The organism is Vibrio mytili (genome assembly GCF_049563345.1).
Lineage (GTDB): Bacteria > Pseudomonadota > Gammaproteobacteria > Enterobacterales > Vibrionaceae > Vibrio > Vibrio mytili.
Map to the genome: position 1 here is coordinate 296,615 of NZ_CP110482.1, position 26,343 is coordinate 322,957.

Annotated in this window: 27 protein-coding genes; 14 read left to right on the forward strand and 13 right to left on the reverse strand. The window is 43.9% G+C overall.

All coding sequences use genetic code 11. From position 1 onward, the window contains the following. Positions 1–98 precede the first annotated feature (98 nt). Positions 99–1,157: an HlyD family secretion protein gene (locus ONE56_RS15035; protein WP_423840953.1), complete on the forward strand. Its 1,059-nt coding sequence runs from the start codon at positions 99–101 to the stop codon at positions 1,155–1,157. Between the two features lie 12 nt (positions 1,158–1,169). Next, on the forward strand, positions 1,170–2,207 hold the full coding sequence (locus ONE56_RS15040) for a DUF2955 domain-containing protein (protein WP_041155941.1): 1,038 nt from the start codon (positions 1,170–1,172) through the stop codon (positions 2,205–2,207). Between the two features lie 100 nt (positions 2,208–2,307). Here ONE56_RS15040 and ONE56_RS15045 read toward each other — a convergent pair whose 3' ends face one another. Beyond that, a complete protein-coding gene (locus ONE56_RS15045) occupies positions 2,308–3,234 on the reverse strand; it encodes a DMT family transporter (protein WP_041155986.1) in 927 nt (308 codons plus the stop codon). A 149-nt stretch (positions 3,235–3,383) separates the two neighbouring features. On the opposite strand from ONE56_RS15045, the gene ONE56_RS15050 reads away from it, so the two are divergent. Further along, complete coding sequence (locus ONE56_RS15050) at positions 3,384–3,839, forward strand: Lrp/AsnC family transcriptional regulator (RefSeq protein WP_041155942.1); 456 nt, start codon at positions 3,384–3,386, stop codon at positions 3,837–3,839. 20 nt (positions 3,840–3,859) lie between these two features. Beyond that, a complete protein-coding gene (locus ONE56_RS15055; RefSeq protein WP_423840954.1) occupies positions 3,860–4,471 on the forward strand; it encodes a class I SAM-dependent methyltransferase in 612 nt (203 codons plus the stop codon). Positions 4,472–4,934: 463 nt separating this feature from the next. On the opposite strand, the gene ONE56_RS15060 is transcribed toward ONE56_RS15055, so the two are convergent. Continuing rightward, a complete protein-coding gene (locus ONE56_RS15060) occupies positions 4,935–5,522 on the reverse strand; it encodes an ATPase (RefSeq protein ID WP_423840955.1) in 588 nt (195 codons plus the stop codon). 87 nt (positions 5,523–5,609) lie between these two features. Here ONE56_RS15060 and ONE56_RS15065 point away from each other — a divergent pair, with 87 nt between their 5' ends. The 4 genes from ONE56_RS15065 to secF all read left to right on the forward strand — a co-directional run bounded on the left by ONE56_RS15065 (position 5,610) and on the right by secF (position 9,808). Beyond that, positions 5,610–6,281: an SH3 domain-containing protein gene (locus ONE56_RS15065; RefSeq protein ID WP_423840956.1), complete on the forward strand. Its 672-nt coding sequence runs from the start codon at positions 5,610–5,612 to the stop codon at positions 6,279–6,281. 164 nt (positions 6,282–6,445) lie between these two features. Further along, positions 6,446–6,922, forward strand: coding sequence for a hypothetical protein (locus ONE56_RS15070; RefSeq protein WP_423840957.1), 477 nt, complete (start codon positions 6,446–6,448; stop codon positions 6,920–6,922). 142 nt (positions 6,923–7,064) lie between these two features. After that, a complete protein-coding gene (gene secD / locus ONE56_RS15075; protein WP_041155947.1) occupies positions 7,065–8,903 on the forward strand; it encodes a protein translocase subunit SecD in 1,839 nt (612 codons plus the stop codon). A 2-nt stretch (positions 8,904–8,905) separates the two neighbouring features. Then, entirely contained in the window at positions 8,906–9,808 is a 903-nt protein-coding gene (secF, locus tag ONE56_RS15080; protein WP_331438604.1) for a protein translocase subunit SecF, read from the forward strand. Positions 9,809–9,956: 148 nt separating this feature from the next. On the opposite strand, the gene ONE56_RS15085 is transcribed toward secF, so the two are convergent. After that, complete coding sequence (locus ONE56_RS15085; protein WP_423840958.1) at positions 9,957–11,927, reverse strand: hypothetical protein; 1,971 nt, start codon at positions 11,925–11,927, stop codon at positions 9,957–9,959. Positions 11,928–12,170: 243 nt separating this feature from the next. Further along, positions 12,171–12,791 carry a LysE family translocator gene (locus ONE56_RS15090; RefSeq protein ID WP_415679257.1) on the reverse strand — a complete coding sequence of 207 codons (621 nt, stop codon included), beginning with the start codon at positions 12,789–12,791 and terminating at the stop codon, positions 12,171–12,173. Between the two features lie 279 nt (positions 12,792–13,070). Here ONE56_RS15090 and ONE56_RS15095 point away from each other — a divergent pair, with 279 nt between their 5' ends. Next, on the forward strand, positions 13,071–14,171 hold the full coding sequence (locus ONE56_RS15095) for a Gfo/Idh/MocA family protein (protein WP_423840959.1): 1,101 nt from the start codon (positions 13,071–13,073) through the stop codon (positions 14,169–14,171). A gap of 104 nt (positions 14,172–14,275) precedes the next feature. Here the strand turns inward: ONE56_RS15095 and ONE56_RS15100 are convergent, their stop codons facing one another. The 6 genes from ONE56_RS15100 to napF all read right to left on the reverse strand — a co-directional run bounded on the left by ONE56_RS15100 (position 14,276) and on the right by napF (position 18,881). Continuing rightward, positions 14,276–14,410, reverse strand: a complete 135-nt coding sequence (locus ONE56_RS15100; RefSeq protein WP_084735817.1) for a TIGR02808 family protein — start codon at positions 14,408–14,410, stop codon at positions 14,276–14,278. Positions 14,411–14,421: 11 nt separating this feature from the next. Then, on the reverse strand, positions 14,422–15,000 hold the full coding sequence (locus ONE56_RS15105) for a NapC/NirT family cytochrome c (protein ID WP_041155951.1): 579 nt from the start codon (positions 14,998–15,000) through the stop codon (positions 14,422–14,424). 28 nt (positions 15,001–15,028) lie between these two features. Then, the gene (locus tag ONE56_RS15110; protein WP_041155987.1) at positions 15,029–15,484 is read right to left on the reverse strand and encodes a nitrate reductase cytochrome c-type subunit; all 456 of its coding nucleotides are present in this window, start codon (positions 15,482–15,484) and stop codon (positions 15,029–15,031) included. A 79-nt stretch (positions 15,485–15,563) separates the two neighbouring features. Continuing rightward, complete coding sequence (napA, locus tag ONE56_RS15115; protein ID WP_041155952.1) at positions 15,564–18,053, reverse strand: periplasmic nitrate reductase subunit alpha; 2,490 nt, start codon at positions 18,051–18,053, stop codon at positions 15,564–15,566. Continuing rightward, positions 18,050–18,358 (reverse strand): chaperone NapD, encoded by a 309-nt coding sequence (locus ONE56_RS15120; RefSeq protein WP_041155953.1) that lies wholly within the window; start codon positions 18,356–18,358, stop codon positions 18,050–18,052. The genes napA and ONE56_RS15120 overlap by 4 nt, the downstream gene beginning before the upstream one ends. A 40-nt stretch (positions 18,359–18,398) precedes the next feature. Beyond that, positions 18,399–18,881: a ferredoxin-type protein NapF gene (gene napF / locus ONE56_RS15125; protein ID WP_041155988.1), complete on the reverse strand. Its 483-nt coding sequence runs from the start codon at positions 18,879–18,881 to the stop codon at positions 18,399–18,401. Between the two features lie 266 nt (positions 18,882–19,147). Here napF and narQ point away from each other — a divergent pair, with 266 nt between their 5' ends. Both narQ and ONE56_RS15135 read left to right on the forward strand, forming a co-directional pair. After that, the gene (gene narQ, locus ONE56_RS15130; RefSeq protein WP_423840960.1) at positions 19,148–20,884 is read left to right on the forward strand and encodes a nitrate/nitrite two-component system sensor histidine kinase NarQ; all 1,737 of its coding nucleotides are present in this window, start codon (positions 19,148–19,150) and stop codon (positions 20,882–20,884) included. A gap of 4 nt (positions 20,885–20,888) precedes the next feature. Next, entirely contained in the window at positions 20,889–21,503 is a 615-nt protein-coding gene (locus ONE56_RS15135) for a response regulator (protein ID WP_331438639.1), read from the forward strand. A gap of 24 nt (positions 21,504–21,527) precedes the next feature. Here the strand turns inward: ONE56_RS15135 and ONE56_RS15140 are convergent, their stop codons facing one another. Beyond that, the gene (locus ONE56_RS15140; protein ID WP_423840961.1) at positions 21,528–22,415 is read right to left on the reverse strand and encodes a LysR family transcriptional regulator; all 888 of its coding nucleotides are present in this window, start codon (positions 22,413–22,415) and stop codon (positions 21,528–21,530) included. Positions 22,416–22,570: 155 nt separating this feature from the next. On the opposite strand from ONE56_RS15140, the gene ONE56_RS15145 reads away from it, so the two are divergent. Continuing rightward, on the forward strand, positions 22,571–22,885 hold the full coding sequence (locus ONE56_RS15145; RefSeq protein WP_041155956.1) for a DMT family transporter: 315 nt from the start codon (positions 22,571–22,573) through the stop codon (positions 22,883–22,885). Positions 22,886–23,004: 119 nt separating this feature from the next. On the opposite strand, the gene ONE56_RS15150 is transcribed toward ONE56_RS15145, so the two are convergent. Beyond that, on the reverse strand, positions 23,005–23,178 hold the full coding sequence (locus ONE56_RS15150; protein WP_041155957.1) for a hypothetical protein: 174 nt from the start codon (positions 23,176–23,178) through the stop codon (positions 23,005–23,007). Positions 23,179–23,466: 288 nt separating this feature from the next. On the opposite strand from ONE56_RS15150, the gene ONE56_RS15155 reads away from it, so the two are divergent. Both ONE56_RS15155 and pepT read left to right on the forward strand, forming a co-directional pair. Further along, positions 23,467–24,327, forward strand: a complete 861-nt coding sequence (locus ONE56_RS15155; protein WP_423840962.1) for a DUF6279 family lipoprotein — start codon at positions 23,467–23,469, stop codon at positions 24,325–24,327. A gap of 153 nt (positions 24,328–24,480) precedes the next feature. Then, a complete protein-coding gene (gene pepT, locus ONE56_RS15160) occupies positions 24,481–25,710 on the forward strand; it encodes a peptidase T (protein ID WP_423840963.1) in 1,230 nt (409 codons plus the stop codon). 123 nt (positions 25,711–25,833) lie between these two features. Here the strand turns inward: pepT and ONE56_RS15165 are convergent, their stop codons facing one another. Next, positions 25,834–26,298, reverse strand: a complete 465-nt coding sequence (locus tag ONE56_RS15165; RefSeq protein ID WP_041155960.1) for a dCMP deaminase family protein — start codon at positions 26,296–26,298, stop codon at positions 25,834–25,836. Positions 26,299–26,343 lie beyond the last annotated feature (45 nt).

Sequence of the window (26,343 nt, forward strand, 5' to 3'; positions counted from 1 at the left end):
TAGTTACCAATAACCATAAGGCACCTAAGTCAGCCGCAAGTGCCGTGTGTTTGTTTGGCTATAAGTAAGAAATCCCCAAAAAAGAGAAGTTATTGCTCATGACTCCAGATCAAAAATTTGCGCGTTGGATTAAATATTCGTGCTTCGCGTTTTTATTCGTATTTATCTATTTTCTTGTTGCCGATCTCGCAATGCCATTGACTCCTCAAGCGATGGCGACTCGCGTCGTGACCAAAGTATCCCCTCGCGTTAGCGGACAAATCACGCAATTGTATGTAGAGAACAACCAGGAAATTCATAAAGGTGATCCGCTGTTTCAAATCGACCCGCAACCTTATCAACTGGCGGTAGAGAGAGCGCAGCTAAACCTTGAACAAGTTATACAAACTAATGAACAGTTAGATGCTTCTATCGCGGCTGCAAAAGCCGATGTCGAGGCAAGTAAAATTGTTTCTGAACAGAAAGTTCGTGAAGCAAAACGCTTGAATAAACTGTTTTATCGCAATGGTACCTCACAGCAACAGCTTGATGATGCGCAGAGCAGTGCGACCGCCGCAAAAGCGAACTTATTAGCAGCGCGCGCTCGTCTTAAAGAGTTAGAAGTAAGTCGAGGTGATTTGGGGGCTGCGAATGTGAATATGCGCGTTGCGCAAAATCAGCTCAAGCAAGCGGAATTGGATCTTTCTTATACAAAAGTGATGGCTGAGCACGATGGCATTGTGACTAACCTGCAGTTAGATTCGGGCGCTTATGCTTCCGCAGGAAGTCCGTTGATTGCTCTTGTTGCTAACAAAGTCGATATTATCGCGGATTTTCGTGAGAAAAGCTTACGTCATTTTGAACAAAATAGCCGCGCATTAGTTGCGTTTGATAGCTTACCTGGCAAGGTGTTTGAAGCCCAGATTACCAGTGTGGATGCAGGGGTAAGTTCAGGTCAATTTGACGCCAATGGTCGTCTTGCGACACCGACTAACTCAAATCGCTGGGTAAGGGACGCACAACGTTTACGCTTACACCTTAGCATTGATGGCTCTGAACAATATTCTTTCCCTTCAGGTGCTCGTGCGACAGTACAGTTGCTACCAGATAGCGCAGTTTCTGGCTGGTTGAGCCGCTTGCAGATTCGTTTCTTGAGTACATTACACTACATCTACTAATTAGGAGGTGGTATGAAACTATGGGACCACCCCATGTCAGAGAATGACTTTAGACAGTGTGTTCGCATTGCCACAGGGGCAACAATAGGTTTTACGATATGTAAATTATTCGGTTGGAACTACGGGGTGTTTTATACGGTAACCCCAATGCTTTTATTAGGCATGGTTCCTGTGATGAGCTTACATGCTGCAAGACAGCTGGTTTTTTCAGCGGTGGTTTGTGGTTTGGAAGTGGGAATTCTGGGGGGATTCTTTGGTGGTCACCCAGTGATGATGACGCTCATTGCGTTTGGGTTGTTTGTGTACAAATTTGCTTGTATGTCCAAAGGCAGTTTGTTTTTGTTTGGTGCAAACAGTGTGCTCAGTTTAAGTATCATGCTTCACTTTGCTAGCTACCCAACAACTGACCTAAATGATCTGATCTTTAGTAACTTAGAAGCCAATGTGCTTTCCGTTGTGATTGCTTATTTAGTGACATTTTTGATCCCAGATGCCGAGCCGAGACAGCCGCCACCGAGACCAACGGAACCCAAGAAAAGTCATAGAATGCGTCATGAGGCACTTATGGGCGCAAGTATTGCTACCCTTTCTTTTTTAGTGTTTCAAATATTTGACTTAAGCGACTCTATGTCAGCCCAAGCAACCACGTTGTTATTGTTGTTTCCCATGCATTGGAATGGGGCATTGGGTTATGCGCGTAAGCGGGCGATGGGAACTTTGATGGGTGTTACCTTTGGCATTGCCAGTCAGTTAATACTTTATGATTGGTCAGATATGCTGTTATTTATTGTACCAATGTTGTGGATCGGTGCGATGCTATTTAGTTACATGCATGTGAAAGAATCAACAGGTTCGGGTGCAGGCTTTGGTGGTTTAACGACGCTAGGCATTTTGTTTGGTCAGTACTTGTCTCCAGACAGTGATCTCATATTCAGTGCATTGTACCGTGTAAGCAGTATTTTGTTTGCAATCGTAGCCACATTGCTTGTGACTTATATAGTACATCGTCTTCTTAATAGTTTTGAGGCGACAAGCTTTGGTGAGCAGTAGTCTACTTTCCAAACAAATGTTGCTGGTCAGGGCATCCTGCGCCAGCAACATTTGGCGCTTAGAGAGGGACGGAATTCATATACTATTAACCTGTGAATCATTATTTATGTACAGGGGGTTGATAGCTCTGATTAAGTCCGGTTTTCATAAATATTTGGCTAGCAATTACGCTACCGCACGTGACCAGCACGATAGCCAGCCAAGTGATTAAATCGGGCTGCTCGCCAAAAACGGGTATCGCGATTAATGTGGCCACAACAGGTGTGAGAGAGCCAAAAGCAGCACTTGCCTCTGCGCCAATGACTTTAATCGCATAAATAAACGTATACGATGCGATCAATCCCGCCCCTATGCCTTGTAACATGACATGGCCTAAGATTTCCTTCCAAGGCCAGAATTTCAGCGGTGTAACGGTTAAATAACTCTCTACCCACCCAAAGCCAACCGCAATGATCAGCAATGCTAATGACGCGATGGAGACAAACCCCGCGCAGAGGTATGCATCGAGATTCGCCACTCGTGCACTGATCGTAAATGTTGCCCACATCGCACTTCCTAGCAGAAACAAAAAATGTCCTTGAAGCTGTGACCAGTTATAGGTTGCCCCTGTATTCGAAACAAGAAAAACAAACACGCCTAAAAACACGCAGAGAAGACCGACGAGTCTGTGAGTGCTTAATGTCTGTTGATAGCACAATACTGCAATCGCAGAGACGAAAATAGGGAGAGTTCCTGGCACTAGGGCACTGCCATGAGATACGGGGGCAAAGTGCATTGCGGTACCGACAACGAGCAAGTAGGGCAACCCACTGCCAACCACAACGCCAATGAGGTACTTTTGTGGTACCGAACGCAGTGCTTGTTTGTTTTTTAATACTAAAGGGAACAGTAACAGGCTGGGTATTAAAAAGCGTACGAGCGCGATATCAGCAGGTTGTAGCTGCGATACCGCCCCGCCTTTCAATGAAATGAAAAAGCCTGACCAAAGCAAAAGCGTGATCAGAATTGCCATGTAACCCAGAATCATACCGAGTGAATCCATTAATAAACAATGGGTAAATTGTCGAACAAATTTGATGAATATAGGTGGCAAATATATATATTTATTATTAATAGATTGGTTATAAAATGCGTGTATTCTTAATTTTTTGGTAAAATCTGGCAAGGATAAGAATGATGGATAAAATTGACCGGCAACTACTGACTTGGGTTCAAAAAGATGCAACGCTGACAACCGCGGAACTGGCGGACAAGGTGGGGCTGTCTGCATCACCGTGTGCGCGACGGATTAAGCGTTTAGAGCAAGAAGGCGTGATCAGCGGTTATCGAGCGTTGGTATCTCGAGATTCTATTGGCATTGCGATGACGGTGTTTGTTGATGTCAGTCTTAATAATCACCAAGCTGCTTCTATTGACGATTTTGAGTCTGCTGTCGTCGGAATGGATGAAGTTATCTCCTGCCATGTCGTCTCTGGTGCTTATGACTATTTGTTGGAGGTCGTAAGCCGAGATCTTGCGGGGTACGAGGACTTTACGAGAAAATTGCAAAGACTGGAAAATGTCAAAGACATCCACACACATTTAGCGATACGACAGGTTAAAGGTCATGGCATTTTGCCCGTATACTCGTGAGAGGAACGTTGGGTAGTATAATGAAATGGTTAGATAGATTACGAATTGCGTATTATCACCACAAACGGCATAAGCAGTTTGGTCACGACAAGGCCAGAACGTTAGGCTGGCAAGATAAATACAGCCAAATCAGTCGGTTTGAAGCTTTGTGCAGAGATCTCGACTTGAATGATAAAACAATATTGGATCTCGGATGTGGTTATGGAGACTTACTAGAGTTTATTGAACGCAGGGGACAGCAGCCCAAATCCTACACTGGGATTGACCAATTGCGCTCGTTTCTCTATAACGCTGAACAACGTGACTTCCGTACTCAAACAGAGTTTATTTGTGGAGACTTTTCTCGACTAACGCTACAAGATAGTGACTATGTGTTCGCGTCGGGCTCATTAAATTACCAGTCGAGTAACCCACACCATACGATAGAAATGATTGAGAGAATGTATGCGACGGCTCGAGAGGGTTGTGTATTTAATTTATTGGATGAAGCGAAGTTGCCAAGCATGAAGATGCTCGCTTCACACAACAAAGAAGGAGTCTTGCGCTATTGTCGGATTTTGTGCTCAAGAGTGGAATTAGTGGAAGGGTATTCGGAGCATGATTTTACAATTGTTATGCGCAAGGTCTTATGATCAAAAAAGCGGAGTTACGACACGGACTCCGCTTTTTTGATTAATATATTTTTTATTCAGTAACTTGAGTATAGTTGCAAAGCATATTTAAGTTACTTGAGTATATTGGATGGGTGCTTGTACTGTGAAATTTCACAATTGCCCGTTTGGCGATCCACTTTAAATGAGAAAGCGGCTGAATGGTATTCCCTCCCATCAGTCCAGATAGTTTCTCCGAAAATTTTACACAAGTCTAACTCACTGATAGAGCCAAACTGCTTTACATGCCTAACTACTGACAAAAACTTGGCTTTAGTAGCATTAGGACTCTTCCTTGTACTTAATCGATTGATAACCATTGTGTAGTATCATCTCCAGCCAAAAACTAAATTCATATTAAATTGTGCGCAGAGATAAACTACTCAAAAAGTGGCCATAAGTAAAGAAAAATGTGACCAATGTCTCTAATGTGGCGTGTTTTTGTTTATGGATTACTCAGCTTGCCTTGAGAGTTGGTTTGCATTGAATTGGATAAATGCAGAGAGCTTTCTAGAGCATTTGCTTCATTATCATAGGCTTGGGAGAGCGCACGAAATTGTGAAGCCAGTTGCTTATAGTCGTTAGCGAGTTGGTTTGCGTTATCTTGATACCATTCCGCGCTGATCTGATTTGCTTTTGCATTCGATGCTTTACAGCTTTTGGCGAGTTTTCCCCAGCTATTTTCTACCCATTTCGACTGAGTGCTCAGTTTGGTTAGCTCTACTGCTTTTTGCGTTAATTCCTTCTGGTATTGTTTGGAAGCCTGCAATTGATTTTCAAACTGGGTAGTGTTGACTTTTTTGCGCCACAGCAACGCAAGCTCTTCTATGGAAAACGTCTGAGATAATAAAGGCCGCTGTTTATGTTCGGCTAAAAGTGCATTGAATACATTAACGTATTGATTGTAATTGGACTCTAATTGGTTGAATTGGGTAAGATTGTCATTCCATGAAGACGAATTACACTGGTTATTGGCGTATCCGATACACGGAAAGGTTAATAGTATTAATATCCATTTTAGTTTGATGATCATTGCTGTCTACGTTAGTTAAGCGATTATTTTAAGTATAGTTTTATCGCTTCCTAGTGACGAGATATGTGTCTAAGAAAAGGAAAGACCATGAAGAAAGTTCTCATCGCGGTGGGTTTCATTTTATTGCTTAGTGGTGCGGGTGCCGCCTACTATTTTTTGTATATGCAAGATGAAGATGTAACGAAATCGCAGATAGATAAACCTTCACCTGTATCAAAAGAGGACAGAGCTGCGTCTAAGCCCATAATGGATCTAGAAGCGACTCCCGAGCCCGTCACGGAATACTATGTTATTGAACGACGCCTAAATGTATACAACAAGCCTGATAATAATGCTTTGGTGGTCGATGTTATGTATAAGGGAGAAAAGGTGGCGGTTCTTGAGAAGAAAGAAGGCTGGTATCGCATTTCTGACTATTTAGTTTACGAAGAAGGTGGGGAAGAAACCGCTGAATGGGTCGATGCTAAAGGATTGTCTGATGCTCTTCCTGTTATAGAAGAACAAGAACGTCTTGAAATACTCGATGGTTATTTACAAAAGTCCGATGACTTGGCTGCGCATTTGGATATATTTCGTGATAAAACGCAACAGTTGCTCAATGATGAAACTTGTCATCCCGGAGACTTTGAAGAACTTGGCGGCTGGGTGCGATCTGTCACTTATGATCAACGCAATGTGTATTTCATGTATTGCGGAGGATTGCAGCAGCAGAACAAAATCTATCTCGATGTAGATAGCGGTGAGATTTTTTATCGCTAACCCATCTCTATACGACGAAATTGCGATTCTAATCCAGCGCAAACCTTACCTTTTGCCAAACAACAATTTTGCGTTTTATCACTTTTTAGTTGTGAAGCAAAATAAATAGGAATAGTATCTTGAAGCCGAGTGACTAAACTCGGCTGTTTTTTTAGTGAGTATTTATGCCCTGGATCGATCTTCGAAGAGTTCTTATGCTGCTGGTTGCAATGGTTTTACTACCAATGCAAGCCTTTGCTGCGCTAGGGGAACAAAAGGCTCACTTACCGTACTTTTCCAAGTTGCAGCCCCTTGCTGCAAAAAGTTCATCATCGACGCCTGTTAATTTCTCTGAGATTGAAGAAGAGGGCACATCCTCACCCATTTCTCAGGGTAACATTGATATAGATCCCCCGGCGCTAGTTAACTCTCTGCGTTGGCCATTTTATTTCCAAAATGGTCTGGATGATGAGCACACGGACACTGACGGTAATTTTACTTCTCCTTTCTATGCTGATGCCGGCTATACCTATACCTTGAGTCACATCGGTTGGCTTCAAAGTCAGCGCACTTTTCATCATTTCACGAATGACCATCGCATCTCCGGTTGGAAAGAAACCAATGCAATGTACGTCGCCCTTAATAGCCAATTTTCTGCGTAAACTTTATCTCTATCCCATTTTCAACACGACAATCATGATGCTTTGAGTATTGCTTCCCCTAATTGTATTGGGCGTTTGTCGTGAGGTTATTATTTATTTGAAACTTCACATCCTACGTGGGTGTGAAGGGATGATGTTTACAATGAACAAAACACCAAGAACCCAAAACAGTAAAAAACTGCTGAACCATTATTCAGCATGGAAATACGTCGTTCTCATAGCGACCGTCATCATGCTAACGCTTAGTGCGATTCCAACTTGGTTTGGCGAACAGCCGTCAATCCAAGTCACGTTCGCGGAGAACAGTAGTAAAAATATATCAGTGATACAGCTAAGCCAGTTGTTGAAAACTCATCATATCCCCGCAGACAAAATCACCGAAAAAGACGGCAAAACCACCATCGTTTTTGCCGATGAAGATGATCAAACTAAAGCGCGAGCTTTGCTAAATAAAGAATTGGATCAAAAAGACAGTATCTCTTTCTCCTACGTGTCAATTGCGCCGCAGTGGCTCAATGATATGGGATTCAATCCCATTAAACTGGGTCTTGACCTGCGTGGTGGAGTGCAGTTTTTACTCAACGTTGATGTCAATAAAGCATTTGAAGAACAGCGAGATGCTTTGATTGATGAGATTAAAGCTGACCTGCGCGATCAACGTATTCGTGGCGTGCAAGTCCTTGCTGAGAGCGGTAACCGTATTTCGGTAAATAGTGACAGTGAAAAAGCGTTGGCTGAGGTGAACCAGTTTTTACGCCAAAACTACCCAGGCTGGAATACGAAAACGTCTTCTCGTGGCATCGTTCTTGCGCCAAGCGAGAAAAATGTTCAAGAGTTTCAGTCAACAACGCTTGAACAAAATCTGAAGATCATGCGTGGTCGAATTGAAGAGTTAGGCATTACAGAAGCTCTGGTTCAACGTCAGGGAACAGACAGTATTCGCATTGAACTTCCTGGCGTTCAAGATCCGGCTCAAGCAAAAGACGTTATCGGCGCGACCGCGAGTCTTGCTTTTTACGAGGTAAAAGATCCAAGCGCAGGAAAAAGCAGCGAAGACTTGGTGTTGAAGGATAATGATGGTCGTACAGTCACTTTAGCTAAGCGACCAGTATTAACCGGAGAACATATTGTTAATGCTCGCGCTGGCGTAGACAAAATGGGCATGTCAGAGGTTAATATCGCGCTCGATCATGCTGGTGGGAAAAAAATGAGCGATTTTTCGGCAACACATATCGGAAAATCAATGGCGACGGTCTATCGCGAATATAAAACCAATGAACGTGGTATGACAGAGCGCAGTGAACGCGTCATCAGTGTTGCGACTATTCAATCGCAACTGGGCAGTCAATTCCGTATTACCGGTGCAGGGAGTTCGGATGAAGCGCATCAGTTGGCGTTATTACTGCGCGCAGGTTCGTTGACTGCTCCAGTGACCATTGTCGAAGAGCGTACAATTGGAGCGTCTCTAGGGGCAGAAAACATCCAAAATGGCTTTGCTGCACTCGCACTTGGTTTGGGGTTAACTCTAACCTTTATGGCATTGTGGTACCGACGTTTAGGCTGGATCGCGAACGTTGCACTCTGTACCAATATGCTTTGTTTACTTGGTTTGATTGCTTTGCTTCCTGGGGCAGTACTTACCTTGCCGGGTATTGCAGGATTGGTTCTTACAGTCGGTATGGCGGTCGATACTAACGTTATCATCTTTGAACGTATTAAGGACAAAATGCGAGAAGGGCGAAGCTTTGCTCAAGCGATTGATTTAGGATTTGATAGCGCGTTCGCGACCATTCTTGATGCCAACATCACAACGATGATTACCGCAGTGATTTTATACGCCATTGGTAATGGCCCTATTCAAGGTTTTGCCTTGACCCTAGGGTTAGGTTTATTAACCAGTATGTTTACAGGTGTGTTTGCTTCTCGTGCAATGATCAATTTAATTTGGGGCCGCGATGCCCGTCGTGATGTGAGGGTTTAATCATGGTCCAACTACTCAAATGTAATATTCGCAAAATACGTTACTTTACTGCACTGGTTTCTACGGTATTGACCGTGATTGCCATCGCAGCTTTAGCCATGAAAGGTTTAAACTTTGGCCTTGATTTTACTGGCGGCATGGTCACAGAAGTAAAGCTTGATAAACAGTTAACTAATCGCGATCTTCTCAATGTTTTAGAGCCTCAATTAGGGGAATCTGCATCGGTAACTCGCTCTGGAGAAGAAGGACGTTGGGTCATCCGTTATTCTGCACCTGAAGCGGGTCAATCGCAGCCAAGCGTGGTCGACATTCTGTCGCCAATTTCTCACCATGTCGAAGTTGTCAGCAACAGTATTGTTGGCGCGCAAGTAGGCCAAGATTTGTTTGACCAGGGTGGTATGGCGCTATTGGTCTCTGTGTTAACGATTCTTGGTTATTTATGTTTTCGCTTTGAATGGCGATTGGCGAGTGGTTCTTTATTTGCGTTAGCGCACGATGTCATATTAGTACTCGGCTTTTTTGCTGCAACACAAATGGAGTTTAACTTAACGGTGTTCGCGGCCATTTTGGCGATTCTAGGCTACTCATTGAATGACTCCATCATTATCTCTGACCGTATTCGTGAGCTATTGGTTGCGAAACAGAACTGGAAAACTGAAGAAATTAACGATGAAGCGATTCTCGCGACGTTTTCTCGTACTATGGTGACTTCTGGTACCACGTTGATTACGGTTGGCGCGTTATGGATGATGGGCGGTTCTGCTCTGGCTGGGTTCTCAACGGCAATGTTTATCGGTGTGTTATCAGGGACTTGGTCTTCTATTTCTATTGGCACAGTTCTGCCTGAGAAGCTAAAACTCGAACCGAAACATTACCTACCAATCGAGATCGATACGGCGCCATGAACATTGGACTGAGGCCGAATTTATAATTTCTGGTCGTAGTCAGAATTATCCATTAATGTGATTTGAGTAAAATAAGAAAGCTCCTTAAGAATAAGGAGCTTTCTGCTTTCTGCTTTCTGCTTTAAGGATTAAGGCTAGTTAACCCGCTTTAGTCAATTTCAACCAAAATAGCGAGACCTAAACCGTACGGATCTGAACCCGTTGTCGCTGTTGTTGTGGTAAAAATACCTAAGCTGGCGGTTTCATTAAAGTAGCCTTTCAAAGTTAAGCTTTCATCACCGTCCATCACGGACAGTGTTGTCGCGCCATTTGATGCAACAGTAGTGGTTGCTGTGAGGCTTACAGACTCTTTACTGCTCTCCAATGCTGCTCCAAATGATGGTAACTCAACAATGGCAATAGGACCCTTCACCGTCGCTGAAGATTGAGACTCAAACTCCACGGTGGTATTGAACCCTGAATGCGCGAGCTCGAACGTGTTACCAGACATGGCTGTATTGGCAAAAATAAGTCGATACTTTTTGTTCTCTAAAGCCGGCGCTTCTGATGGGAGTTTCACTGCTAAGGTTGATTCAATGCTCATATCAGTGCCATCAGCACCGGTTGCACCATAGACTGCCATGAAATTGTAATCAGCGTTGACAAAGCCATCTGCAGGTTCGCCACCGACAGAGGCAATATCACCAGTTGCATCGGTCACAATGCTCATGCCCAAAACAGCTTCATCCTCTGCTACCTCAGAAACGTAATCACCTGAGCGAGAAATTCGTTGGTAGTATGGCGCTGAGAAATCCAATGTCGATGCACCAGAAAAAGTGAGTACATTTGTTTCCGTTTCTATTTCAACATAACCGTTGTTGTTAAAACTGCTTCCGAAATAAATGCGTCCAAAGTCGCCTACTAAGTCTGATTGAGACATATTTGACGGTTGTTCAGCAAGCACGAGTATTCCCCTTTCGATTTCTGCACCGCTGTAGGCTTCAGGGTCCAAAGCATCTTTTACACCGTCTCCATCTGTATCAATAGTTTCGTAGCGAATAGAGTTAAACTCACTGAGACTAAACACCAAATTACTGTCTTTCACTTTGTGAAGTTTTACTGTTTGAGGAGGTGAGCGCCAACCGAAGTCACCATCAATTTCTTCTTCAAACTCATTTTCAATGGTGAATATTCTGTTTGAATCGTAAGTGAAGGATAGATTTTCATCTTCACTGACTTCAGGTTCGTAGACCGATGAGTAGGTGTTGCTTACGTCATCACCATGGACATAGCCCCACGCGCCTTCGTTATCTGTCAATAACACCTCAACATTGCCGTCGACGTCACCATCAAAGTTTGCCGAAGAGGAGTACATATTTAACGCGTAGGTTCCGTAGCTCCCGTCATGTAAGCCGATCGTCATATCAATCAAACGGTAATCTCCACTCACTTCAACCGCTGAAGATGAAGCTGTACTGATCGATGCAATCTGCTTATCTACGAAATCACCAAGTTCATTTTCTAGCGCGGCGATCATTGTCGTCATATCGCTGCTGCCAGCGACATTAAACTCTTCGACTTGCCCTTTAAGTTTTACCACCGAATCAGTCGTAAGCTCGGCGAGAGAAGTGTCTGATTGGATAAACTTCTGTAACACAAATTCGGAAATTGGAGAGATGTCTACAGATTCTTCCACGACTTGAGCTCTTAAGTTTATGCCATTATTTCCGGAGATTCTAACAATCAAGTTACCAGCCAATGGAACGCCTTCTGGAACCGTAATCGTATAGTCACCTGTAGTGGAGGTTGATGTTGTTGCGATGACGTCACCAACTTGATTGCCCTCGTCGTCAATACGAATAAGCTCGACCAAAGCCCCTTTAACAGGTTCTAATCCAGTGATCGCAGCATAAGCCGAGGGAAATACGTCATCTAAGATACTTTCGAAAATAGTTTTATGCTTCAGCATCGCGACGGAACCACCAGGAGCGGTAACGGTCCCTTTGACTTCCGTGCTGCCGGTTTGGGAGGACTCGGTTGAGTCGGTAGAATCGGTAGAATCGGATGATGAATCGCTTCCACACGCGACGAGAGCGAAAGGCAATATAACAGCGACCAGCTTAGGGTTTATTAACTTCATACTACATTCCTTTGTTGAATAGAATAGACACAACCTTGTTATGATGATGTAACTAATAAGTTGCATAATAATGATTGCCTAAATGCATTATTGTGTAAAGTGATCTGCCACCCATTTGTATTAACGTTTATTTTCCAGAGCTAATAGTAAAGATGTAGTTGAAAGGGGATATTTTATTTTTGATATATTTATCAAAAAGTAAGAGTGTATTTGGGGATAAATGAAGTTTTAATGATATTTACATTAGCTTACCAATAACCAAACACCGACGCCCATCATTAACGTGCCCGCCACACGGTTCATTAATCGTACATTCTTTGATTGTCCTAATAGGCGTTTAAGCCCTTTACCACCAGTCGCGTACAGAGACATACACAGGAATTCAAACAACAAGATAATGGAAACCAGTAGTGTTAGTTGTGGTGTGAGTGCGGCATTTTGGTTGATAAAAGGCGGAAGAAGGGAAATCATAAATGCCCAACCTTTGGGGTTGGCAATCGCGGTCATGAAGCCTTGAAAGACGAGGTTCCAATTTCCTTGCGGCAGTGTGTCAGTGTTTTCGAGGTTGAGCGCCAATTTACCCCGTGAACGCCACATCTCCACACCGAGATAGAATAGATAGCTACCACCCACCAGTTTCAGCACAACAAAGAGCCAAGGATAATTCAGCATCACAGCAGCAATACCCAAAACCGCGGAAACAGACACCAAGGCTACACCTGCCAGCTCACCAATCATCATCCACAAGGTTCTGCGGTAGCCGATGCTCATTCCTAGCGTTAACGCTAATGTCATGCACATCCCCGGAGTGATGGAAACAAAGAAAAAGGTTGGGACAAACATACTTAGCATGGTGATATTCATATTATTAATCGTTCGTTAATTTATGGATAGTTCACAAAGATAGTGCAAAGTCTTCTTTGGTGCTACTGATAAGTTCAGGTCATTTCACATTATATATTCCTGCATGGCTTTGGCACTTACCGCTATTATTCAATACAGGTCCGTATTAATGGAAAAGCATACCTTGCGATTAACTTAGGTTCTTATCGAGCTTATTTATGTGATTGCAACGCTATTTTTTACCAACACCAAAACCTATATTGAAGATTAATTTTAGCCATAAAATATGTGGGGGGAAGAATGAAACTGGGCGTGATAGGTTTAGGTGGTATTTTTGAGGTTGCGTATTATCCGGCACTACAGCAGATACAGCCATCTGATCTGACGCTGTACGGGTATGACCCTGATCCTCAGCGCCAATTCGCAGGAATGATCCATTGTGAAAGTTTAGAGGAGCTGTTAGCTCTCCCATTAGATACCGTGTTGATCTTAACCCCTCCTGAACTGCACTTGGAAATGATACAAACTTGTTTATCTGAATCCCAGTGCCAACGAATCTTGGTCGAAAAGCCTGTTGTCGCGAGTTTGGCGCAAGTGGCAGAACTGAAACTTCTGCTGAGCTACCCTAAGCGTGCTCAGCGTGTGTTAGCATTAGATCATTGGATGTGCCGCGATGGGGTGCAACGCCTGTTTACCTCTGGCGTCGAGCAACGTGAGAATTCTTCGCAGCTGTGGCAGCCACTGCAGCCTGTTGATGGCTCGATACCGCCGATAAACTTGGCTCAAATTACGAAAGTTGAGGCTTTCTTACTGGAGCAAAGTGGCTTTAACGAGCAAGGTGAGCCAGTCGCACTTAACTTTGCCACCGGTGAAGTGGATAAACGCCAGTTTCAGCACCCAGATGGTGTTATTTTAGACATCGGTACACACGTTCTTGCTATGATGAGGGAGATGCTGGCAGGGTTTGGTGTGACGGATACAACGCTTAGTCTGCAAGTCGAGTTAGCTGAAGATCGCTTAGGTCAAGCCATCGCGGTGGGTGATGTGACTAGCGCGGAAGGTCATGCGAGCCTAAGTGGTTTTTGTGGCGCTATCCCAATCAGCTTGGAACTCAATAAGTACGCGGGCCCGTTAGGTGGCCAAAAAGGCTTAAACCTTTATCTCGATGATGGGCGCGTGATCAGTCTGGATCGCAGTGGTGATGATGATGTTATTACAATCATTAACCATCAGCAACGTCTTCAATGGCAACGTCAAGGCGCATTGTATCTACATTGTGTGAGAGATGTTGTTTTAAACCTAGACTTGACGGGCGATTCGTTCACAGCGATCACACAACGCCGAATAGAAGAAGTGGAAAGTCTCCTTTTACTGCAACAGAGCTTACGTGGCATTCATTAGCCTTACATCAATCATTCGCGTGTAGCGTTGAAAATAAAAGCGGCGCATCTTGATGGCCGCTTTTGATGATTAAGAAAAGCATATAATGCATACGCTTCGTTAAACTATATGTTTTTATCCTTTCCCAGTGACAATAGCCACAGAGAAACTGCAGCAACACCAACAAAACCAGAAAGTATAATCACTGGCATTGCGCTATAGCCAAGGATATGCCAAATCACAGATTCTAATGTACTCACGTGTTGTCTCCTTATTGCCAGCCTTCTACGCCGTGCATGTCAGGCAACTTATGCGCGATACCTTTGTGGCAATCGACACAAGTTTTATCACCTGAAGCCAGCGCAGTCGAATGTTGTTCTGCTGCACGAGAGCCTTGTTGCGAGTAATCCATAAAATCAAACTCGTGGCAGTTACGGCACTCTAAAGAATCGTTTTTCTTCATTCGGGCCCATTCACGCTCTGCTAGATGACCACGGCGTTCTTGGAATTTTTCAGGCGTATCGATGGTCCGTAGCACGTAGTGAGCAAACAACTCTTTTGACGCCTGAACTTTACGAACAATCTTATCAGTCCATTCATGAGGAACGTGGCAGTCTGAACAGATTGCTCGTACACCAGAGCGGTTAGAGTAATGGATGGTCTCTTTGATTTCAGCCACGATTGGCGCGTGACACCCAGAACAGAATTCTTCGGTATTGGTGGCTTCCATTCCCGTGTTAAATGCGCCCCAGAACAATAGGCCGCCAGCGAAACCAAGGAATAAAACCACGCCAGCTGCCGCTTTGCTTGGACTCTTCAGTCGTTTCCAAAACGCTTTAAGTATTTTCATAAGTAACCTCTTAGCACTCGCGTTTCAATTACTGAAGCGAATCGACAGCTTCGAACTTGTTTTCCACTAATGGCGTTGCATTGGTTTGTGGAACATGGCATTGCAAACAGAAGTAGCGACGAGGAGACACATCGGCAAGTACCGCGTCTTGACGGTTTACATAGTGTGTGACGCTAATCTTAGTGGCACCTGATTCTTTGGCGTTTTTCCAACTATGACAAGCAAGACACTTGTTTGCATTTAACGACACTTCATAGTTACGAATACTATGAGGGATCAAAGGAGGTTGATAAACAAAGCTGTCCTCAACGATTTGATCTTTCGGAAAATCTTTGAACTCATCCGCAGGGCGTGTTTCTTCGAGTTGTGACATGCCACGTAAAGATTCTAACCCGCCCGTACCGCCTGGATTATCTAACTCTGCTTGTGCAATGCCTGTCATTAAAGCACCTACAGATAAAAGTGCGACAAGTAATTTTTTCATCATTTCTTCTCCGCCTTTATGGCTTAAATTCTTTTTTAGGCCGCCCTGAGGACGGCCGTTTTATTCGATATTTGAAGAGTTAAGCGACCTTAGTGATTTTGACCGGGCACTTCTTAAAGTCTGTCTGTTTTGACAGTGGGTCAGTCGCATCAAGGATCAACTTGTTAATCAAAATACGAGCATCAAAGAATGGTACGAATACCAAGCCTTTTGGTGGACGGTTGCGTCCGCGAGTTTCAACACGCACTCGGACTTCACCTCGTTTATTGGCAATCAGCACTTCTTCTCCACGGCGAACGTTGCGTGCTTTAGCGTCATCTGGGTGCATGTAACAAACCGCATCTGGTACCGCTTTGTAGAGCTCAGGAACACGACGAGTCATGGTGCCAGTGTGCCAGTGTTCGAGCACCCGGCCTGTACATAGCCATAGGTCGTGCTCAGCATCTGGGGTCTCTGGTGGCGCTTCGTATGGTGCTGAGATAATCTTCGCTTTGCCATCTGCGTTGCCGTAGAAATCCCATCCAGAACCCGCTTTAGCGTATGGATCTGAGCCCTCTTTAAAGCGCCATTGCGTTTCTTTACCATCAACAACTGGCCAGCGAAGACCACGTACGGTATGGTATACATCGTAAGGGGCTAAATCGTGACCATGACCACGGCCAAACGATGCGTATTCTTCAAACAAGCCTTTTTGAACATAGAAGCCGAAGTGGTGAGCATCGTCGTTGAGCTCACGTGCTTCTTCGATTGGGAACTTGTCGACTTGACCGTTCTTAAACAGTACGTCGAACATCGTTTTGCCACGATATTCAGGTGCTTTTTCCAGCAACTCTTCTGGCCATACTTCTTCCATTTTGAAACGTTTTGCGAATTCCATTACCTGCCAAGAGTCCGATTTTGCTTCGCCAAATGTTTTCACTTGTTGGTACCAAGCTTGGGTGCGGCGCTCAGCATTGCCGTAAGCGCCTTCTTTTTCTATCCACATTGCTGTTGGTAGCACTAAGTCCGCTGCTTGCGCAGTCGCGGTAGGGTATGGGTCTGACACCACTATGAAGTTTTCCGGATTACGGTAACCAGGAAGACGCTCAGTGTTGATGTTCGGGCCTGCTTGCATGTTGTTGTTACATTGAACCCAGTAACAGTTCAAAACACCATCATGCAACATGCGGTCTTGCAGTACGGCATGGAAGCCCGGTTTTGGTGGAATCGTTCCTTCTGGCAATTTCCAAATTTTCTCTGCGATCGCACGGTGTTTAGGGTTCGCAACGACCATATCTGCTGGTAGGCGGTGCGAAAAGGTACCTACTTCACGCGCTGTGCCACAAGCCGAAGGTTGACCTGTCAGGGAGAATGGACTGTTACCCGGAGTGGAAATTTTCCCCGTCAGTAAGTGGATGTTGTAAACTAAGTTGTTCATCCACACGCCACGAGTATGCTGGTTCATGCCCATTGTCCAAAGCGACATCACTTTGATGTTTGGATCCGCATACTGTTTCGCTAGTTCGATCAGTTTCTCTGGCTCAACACCTGAAATTTCAGAGGCTTTTTCTACTGTGTAAGGCGCAACTGACTGTTTGTATTCCTCAAAAGAGATAGAAGTCAGTTTGCCCGAATTTGGGTTCTTCGCTGCTTTTTGTAGCGGGTCATCATCACGAAGGCCGTAACCGATGTCAGTATCTGTTTGGGTAAAGTTAGTATGCTTGTTTACGAACTCCCAGTTGACGGCGTCGTTCTCGATAATGTAATTAGCGATGAAGTTAGCAATCGCAAGGTCAGATTGTGGTTTGAAAATGTATCCTGTGTCGGCCAACTCAAACGAACGATGGTAGTAGGTGGATAAAACGTTCACTTTAACATGCGGATGACTTAAGCGACGGTCAGTGACACGAGTCCATAGCACTGGGTGCATCTCTGCCATGTTTGAACCCCACAGCACAAATGCGTCTGCATTTTCAAAGTCGTCGTAACAACCCATCGGTTCGTCAATGCCAAATGCGCGCATAAAACCACCAACTGCTGATGCCATACAGTGGCGCGCGTTCGGATCGATATTGTTTGAGCGGAAGCCCGCCTTCATCAATTTAGAGGCCGCATAACCTTCCATGACGGTCCATTGTCCAGAGCCAAACATTCCAACACTGGTTGGGCCTTTTTTCTCAAGTGATGCTTTCCATTTTTCTGCCATGATGTCGAAAGCGTCATCCCAAGAAATAGGAGTGAACTCACCATCTTTATGGAATTTGCCGTCTTTCATTCGCAGTAAAGGCTGCGTCAAGCGATCTTTACCGTACATGATTTTCGATAAGAAATAGCCTTTTATACAGTTCAGCCCCTTGTTTACAGGCGCTTCTGGATCACCTTGCGTCGCAACCACTTTGCCATTTTGTGTACCAACAAGAACAGAGCAGCCAGTACCGCAAAAACGACAAGGCGCCTTATCCCATGTGATTTTGGTTTGGTCTGAGCTGGCAATCAGGTTGGTAGCCGAGGCCGGTAAGGTAATACCTGCGACAGCCGCAGCTGATGCAGCTGCGTTTGCTTTCACAAACGCACGTCTTGTCATTTTCATACTTCACCCTCTATTTGGGAATGTTTTGTTCCAGTGTCTTTTAGGTTTGCTTCTTCTTGCTCGGATTCGATTTGGTGATAGACCAAAACTGTACTCAAGACATTCGGTAAATTATTAATCGCATCAATGGTGCTGGTGATGAAACCTTGGTTCTTAGTTTCCAGTACCACGACGATTTTTCCTTCTGGGCTGTCACCATAGATCTCTGCGTTTTCATATGCTTCGATCTGGCGCTTCACCTCATCTAGATGTTCCGGCAGTACATGAACTACTAAGCTTGAAATATGCACTTCATTTAGTGACATATGGCTCTCTCATTTATTTTTCTGTGCCTAAGCTTATTGTTTAGGCTTGTGTATTGCTCACATTGATGGACGATGTAGGGCAAACGGAAACGCAGGCGCCGCAGCCGTTGCATTCATCAATATTGATAATTGGTTGTGCTACTTTGCCGAGTTCTAATTTGAACTGGATTGCCATTGGGTCGCACATATCCCCACAACTTCTGCATTCGACATTATTCTGTGCCAGACAGGTTTCATTTATTTCTGCTTTCGCTTGCCAAGGCACTTCAGTTTTGGGTGAAAATAATGACTCTGGGCATGAATCCGCACATTGATAACAAAACGTGCATTCATCGATAGAAAAATCGACCGCAGGAAAGCCACCATCACTTTTGGTGATTATGTTGGTTTCACAGGCATCGATACATCGTCCACAACGAGTGCAGGCGTCCGTAAATTCCGCAGGTCTAACTAACCAAGGCAGGCGCACTGCGCTGTTGGTGGTTTTTATTGCAAACAATCGTCTTCTAGAAAGGTTGACCATTTTGTTCCCTTGACCCGCATGGTTTCCTCTATGTTTGAACTTTAATGAGTATAGACCACGCTTAATTTTCATAAATCCACATGAAACTTAATGAAATTTTAGTTTTTGTCTTATTTGTATAAATACCCCTTAGGAGGTAAATGGCCCGCTATATTGTTTTGGATCAATAAATTCAGATCGATGTGATCACATATTGATAAAGTTTCGAGGTCGTGAGTTCATTACATAAGTAAAGTCACAATGAAAAGAATAGTAGGGAGCTCAGGGTGTTTAGAAATATAAGGAAATCAGTAACGCACACGATAGCGTCAGCAATGGTCGTGATTCTATTCCTCTCCGTCGCGACCGTGGGTTTTGCGATTTTTACTTTGGCATCCAGTCTCAATGACGCTGAGGCGGTGAATGTTTCTGGTTCAATGCGGATGCAAAGCTACCGATTGGCCTATGATATTTACACTCAGTCTGTTGATTACTCTTCACATATTGACACATTTGAACACTCAATTTATTCACCCAGTATGAAGTCCCTTCAACATTGGACAGTCCCTGAGGATATTACTCAGGATTACCACCGTTTAATTGAGCGGTGGCAGGCGTTAAAGCAAGTTCTTAAAGGGGATGACCCAGACCAATATCAGCAATTAGTCGCAGGGTTCGTGGAGCAAATCGATGGGTTTGTTTTTAAATTGCAAAACTACTCAGAGCAAAAGCTAATTAATCTTGCCTGGGTCGGTGGTTTAGGACTTGGCGGGATCTTGTTTGCCAGTTTGTTTGTTGTGCACTTTGTTAGAAGAGAAGTTGTCCGGCCATTAAAAGCGCTGGTGTTTGCCAGTGAGCAAATTCAGAACCGTACATTCAATATTTCGTTAGATGTTCAAAGCGATAACGAAATGGGGATCCTGACCAAAACGTTTAATCGAATGGCCACCGATCTGGGTAAGTTATACCGAGGTCTAGAGCAAGCCGTAGATGAAAAAACGCGGAAGTTACAGCAAGCGAATCAAACTCTTGAAGTTCTATATAACTCATCCACCGAACTCGCCGCATCTCGCATAAGCCAAGATAACTTTCAAGCCATTTTGCAGCACATTGCAAGCCTTGAAGGGATAAAAGCGGTGAAATTAGAAATTGAACAAGTAGGGGAGCCTAACTGGATTCTCACTGAGGGAGAGGAGTGTTGCGCCGAATGTGATGATGAGTGCCATGCAAATCCAATGACATTAGATGGTGAGCATTTAGGTTACCTGTACTGGAAAGCTGGATTACCGTGTCCGGATGAAACGCTAATTGGCAACGTTGTGCAGATTCTGTCTCGGGCGGTGTACTACAATCGAGCGCAGCGGCAAGCTGAGCAGATCTTATTAATGGAAGAGAGGGCGACCATTGCCCGCGAATTACATGACTCGCTTGCGCAAGCGCTCTCTTACTTGAAAATTCAGGTAACTTTGCTTAAAAGAAGCGTGAAGCGATTGCCGGATGGAACCGCAATACAGCAAGCGAATTCAGTCATTGATGAACTGGATACTGGGCTTTCAGCCGCTTACACTCAGCTTCGCGAGTTATTAACGACATTCCGTTTAACCATTAAAGAAGGCAGTTTTGGGCAGGCACTACATGAAATGGTGAACAACCTTAGTGAACAAACGCCCGCGCAAATAGTATTAGACAACCAATTGTCCTCGACCGAGTTAGATGCGCATCAGCAAGTGCATTTATTGCAATTGATCCGTGAGGCCGTCGTCAATGCAATGAAGCATGCCCAAGCCACAAAAATTCAAATACAATGTGTCGATAACAACGGACATGTGAGGGTGAGCATTGAGGATGATGGTATTGGTTTTGCCCATCAAGAGAATAAAATAAATCATTATGGTATGAGCATAATGCAAGAACGTGCAGAGCGATTACAGGCCAACCTAGAGATTGCTGCATCAACAAACAACGGTTGTGTCGTAAAACTTGAATTCATGAATAATAAGGGGCCAAACAGTGACAGTGTGTAAAGTAATGCTAGTAGATGATCATCCTTTGATGCGACGTGGGATCCATCAGCTATTAAGTTTCGAACCTCTGTTTGAAGTCGTCGCAGAAGTGAGCAATGGAGCCGATGCTGTTGCAAAAGCGCACGAGACCGATTTAGACCTGATACTGCTAGATCTTAATATGAAAGGAATGTCCGGTTTGGATACGCTAAAAGCATTGCGAGCAGATGACTGCGATGCACGTATTGTGATTCTCACTGTGTCAGATAGCCCCGCTGATATTGAATCGATCATTCGTAATGGCGCAGATGGTTATTTGCTTAAAGATACCGAGCCGGACGAGCTAGTTGAGTTGCTGGCTAAAATTCATAACGGTGACAAAGCGTATAGCCGCGAAGTGTTAAAATATATGAATGAGCGTTTGGAGCAAGAAGATGTATTTGATGCGCTGACGGAGCGTGAAACACAAATTCTGCAAGAAGTGGCGAAAGGGTTTCGTAACAAGCAAATTGCAGATCGTCTTTTTATCTCTGAATCAACAGTCAAAGTGCATATGAAAAGCTTGTTGAAAAAACTAAAAGTCCCATCGCGCACGGCAGCCACTGTGCTCTATTTAGCGCGTTTTGGAGAGCATAAATAATCTAAAGCGAGGACATAGCGATGGTCAATTTCTTGGAGTGAATATCTGTTTGAGTTCATCGAACAGCCACTGAAAGACGGGGCCATTTGCTCTACCCTTTTTAAACACTAAATCGACAGGTGCATTCCAAGGTTTGTGGTCAAAAGGGACATTCACTTTGTGTAGCTCATTAGTGACGATCAAGTTCTCGACCAAAAATGACGGTAGATAAGCCCAGCCGACTTGTTGTTTGACCAGCTCTAACACACTGTAATGGCTGGAGCTCCACCATACTTTAGGTGCGATGCTAATCAACGCTTGGGACTCGACTTGGGATTTTCCTCTTACGGCCAGTTGACGAAATGGGGTTAAATCAGACTGCAATTGGACACTGATATCGGCTAGAGGGTAGTCGGGGTGGCAAACGGGCAGGAAATCGATACTGCCTACATAGCAAAAGTCGACTTGTTTGATGGCTTCTACTTCCGTGAACATAATGCCGATATCCGCATTACCAGTGGCAACTTCTGCACTGATGTCACCCGATGCGAGGCTGAGAACGTCGATTTGTATGGTTGGAAACTGGGTATCCAAACGCCTGAACAAATTGGCGAGTTGAGCGTTATATACACCATCGTCGATGGCAATCGTTAATTGACTCTCTTCGTTTCTTTCCATGGACTGTGCGATGTCTTCAAACTCATCCGCTTGAGCTAACAGATTTTTAGCACTACGAATCAAACGTTCACCTGCTGGCGTTAACGTTGGGTTTCTCGCTGTGCGATTAAACAGCTCAATACCTAAGTCGATTTCCAACGTATTGATACCATGACTGACCGCAGACTGAACTTTTCCCATCTTTCTAGCGCATGCGGAAAATGACCCTAATTCAGCCGACAGTACGAACATTTTTACTTGTTCCAAACTTAACATATGAAAAAAATCGATAGTTACTAACTTTTATCTATCATAATAATCGATACGATAACGCGCAAATATTTCTTTTTACGCTGATATCACCCCCTTTACATTCATTAGCAGTCATTGGCTAGGGTTGGTATCTTTGTCTATCAAATTTGGAGCAACGTATGAGCTGGTTCTACTTACTGTTAGCAGGTATCACGGAAATCGGATGGCCAGTCGGGTTAAAAGTGGCACAATCTGGAAATAAGGTCTTAGGAATCTCGATGGCGGTTGCGTTTATGGCTATCAGTGGGGCGTTGTTGTTCGCTGCTCAGCGTGAAATCCCAATGGGGACGGCCTATGCGGTTTGGACTGGAATCGGTGCGGCAGGTACATTTCTGGTCGGCGTATTCTTTTATGGCGATCCTACGTCCATGGCTCGGTATATCGGTATTATGTTGATTTTGTTTGGTGTCGTGATGCTAAAGCTGGGGCACTGAACCCTGGACACGTAACATCTCATGCCACTAATAAATGAGCGTGTTTCATCAATCCAAGTTGCGTTGAAATACGCTATAGCTGTGCTGCCTTTGGGGCCCTTAGGCAGCATGTGATCTCATTACTTGTCAGGGCGAATAGAATACAAATCAATGTTGTGTTTCCCACACTCTAAATAATACTGATGAGCCTCGTCTTTGTTTTCAGCTACGACTAGCATGCGATGCATTTTGCCTTGCTCAAAATAACGAACTTCATATTCTACTGTTGTATCTAGTTGCTCTGCGGCGATCATCCTTTGCCTCCTGAAACCATTCGTATAAGTTGTATACTCATATTGGCAGCGTTGTCTCGTGTGCTAAATAGTGCTTTGCCAGAGATATTAGTCCATAAAAAGGTATACAAATGTCACTCTAGCGTAAGTTTGTTGTCATACCTAAATAACCATAAGACACAGGAGCCGTTAGCGTGGCTTGTTTTTCAGATACGGCGATACTCTAAGTCCAGAATCTTGACGTTATTTCGGTAAATATTAATCCATACGAGTATAGAACTTAAACGATAAAAAAGGGAAGGCAGGGAAGTGGCTAAATTACATGATGTAAATAGTAAAGTTCGTAATATCACTTTACTTGTTGTTGCTCTAACGCTGTTTGGATGCTCCAAGCAGTTCTTTTATAAGAATATAGACTGGTTTGTGATGGATTATATCGATGACTATGTGTCATTAAATCAAGAACAGGAAACCATGGTTGAAGAAAGGCTGTTGTTATTAACGGATTGGCACAAAAAAGAAGAGCTACCTTTATATGTTGCGCATTTAAAGGAGCTGGAAGTGATAAAACCAAGCGATATTAGTTTAGCATTTTTGAAAAAAAACAGAGAAAGAGGTGTAGAGCATTATGAACGCCTGCTAGAAAAAATTGCTCCTGATCTCTTTTCTTTAAGCATGCAATTGTCTGAAAAGCAACAGCATGAGTTTTTGGATAATGTATTAGATAGATATAAAGAAAGAAATGACAAGTATATTGGTAAAACAGAACAGGAAGTGCGAAGTGTCATTTTGGAAAATACTCAAGATTGGATAAAGGACTTAATCGGAAAGCTAACCCCAGACCAGCGCGAGTATGCGAAGCAGTTTTCTCAGCAGGTGACACTCAATAGTCCGTTATGGCGGAATTATCGTGCCTCTGTATACCAGGAGCTTGAATATCTGTTCGAGAATAAAGCTGATAGCATCGTTTATCAAAAAGTATTTATGCAGATTTTGTTTGAACCTGAGCTTTATTATAGTGAACAGCTATCGGAAAATATTGAACGTAACTTGGCTTTAGTCGATCAACTTACGTTGCAAATTTCCCAGTCGATGGATGAAAACCAATGGCAACATTTTCATGAGCAGGTTAGAGAGTGGCGCGTATTAGCTGAAGATATGATGGAGTAACTGATAGCAACATTTTTAAACTCATCAATGAACCCTATTTTTTGAGAAAAGAATGATTCAAAGCAAATTCTTACAACTGGAAGGGCGTAGCATAGCGAAAGAGTAAGTCGGTGGTGAGCCATTCAGTCACCGCCTAAAACAACGAGAATAAATATGAAGCATTTAGTTGATAGATTTCTTCGCTACGTCACGTTTGATACCCAATCAAATCCTCAAGTAACAGATTGTCCCAGCAGTCATGGTCAACTTGTATTTGCCGAGCAACTAAAGAAAGAGATGATTGAACTTGGTTTAAGCAATGTGACGCTGAGTGAGCATGGCTATTTAATGGCTAAGTTACCATCCAACGTGGACTATTCAGTTCCCGCAATTGGCTTTATTGCGCATATGGACACCGCGCCAGATGCGTCCGGTAAAAACGTCAAACCTCAATTTATTGAAGACTATCAGGGAGGGGACATTGCGTTAGGCCTAGGTGATGAAGTGTTGTCCCCTGTTCAATATCCAGACTTACATAATCTGCATGGCCATAATCTAATTACCACAGATGGCACAACACTTCTGGGAGCGGATAACAAAGCTGGTATTGCTGAGATTCTGTCTGCGGTGGCGGTGTTGATCGATAACCCAGAGATTCCTCACGGCGATATTTGTATTGGCTTTACACCAGATGAAGAAATTGGGCGTGGTGCCAACTTGTTTGATGTAGATAAATTTGGCGCTGAGTGGGCTTACACTATCGATGGTGGTCCGCAAGGAGAGTTAGAGTACGAAAACTTTAACGCCGCCAATGCAGAAGTCGTTTTCCATGGTGTCAGCGTGCATCCAGGAACCGCCAAAGGCAAAATGGTGAACGCAATGAACCTTGCCGCGAAGTTCCAGGTTCAAATGCCAGCGGATCAAACTCCGGAAACAACAGAAGGTTATGAAGGGTTTTATCACCTTAAATCAGGCGAAATTAGCGTCGCACGCAGTCAATTAGGGTATATCATTCGAGACTTTGACCGCGATGGCCTTGAAAAACGCAAAGCATTTATGAAGAAGCTCGCTGATGAAATGAATAGGGAACTGAAACATGGTTCTGTTGAGTTGAAAATCGCCGATAGCTATTACAACATGCGCGAAATGGTTGAACCACACCCTCATATTATTGAGATCGCAAAACAAGCCATGGAAGCGTGTGATGTTGAACCACTCATAAAGCCTATACGAGGTGGTACTGATGGCGCTAGGTTGTCTTTTATGGGACTACCATGCCCGAATATCTTTACCGGAGGTTTTAACTTTCACGGTATTCATGAGTTTATTTCAGTAGAAATGATGGAAAAGTCAGTACTTGTAATCTGCAAAATCGCTGAACTAACCGCAAAACAGCATCGATAACTTTTTGTGAGAAAGTATCAGAGTAGAGATTGCCGTGCTTACCGCGCAGGTATTAAGTAATTTAATTACCCAAGAAGCGTATTGCTACTTGGGTAATTGCATTGGCAATGCTTAAGGATGTGGCTAACGAACCTCTCCACCTTCAATATTGAGTTCATTCAAAGGAAGCCAATCGACCTCAACACCTGCCTGATCAAACATATCTTGGCTTACCTGAATTTTATCTCCCCAGCGAGATAAAAAATCGTCTGATTGCTCAGGGCAGTGAACGTGGGATATGCCTGTTTGGATAATTTTCGCTGCGCAATTCGGGCACGGAAAGTGGGTCACCCATATATCACAGCCATCTAAGTCTCGTTTCGAAAATAGTATCGCATTTTCTTCTGCATGCAGTGTTTTCAGGTATTTCAACTCTCTTTCATCCGTATCAACACTGTCAGAGACGCCGTGCGGGTAACCATTGAAACCAACCGAAACAATGCGGTTTTGTTTGGTGATGACTGCACCCACTTGTGTCGATGGGTCTTTACTCCATGACGCAACCAATTCTGCCATTTGGTAAAAACGTTTCGCCCATTTAGAAATCATGTTTATCCTCTCGGTCGAAGTCTTTGAACTACCTGAATGATAACC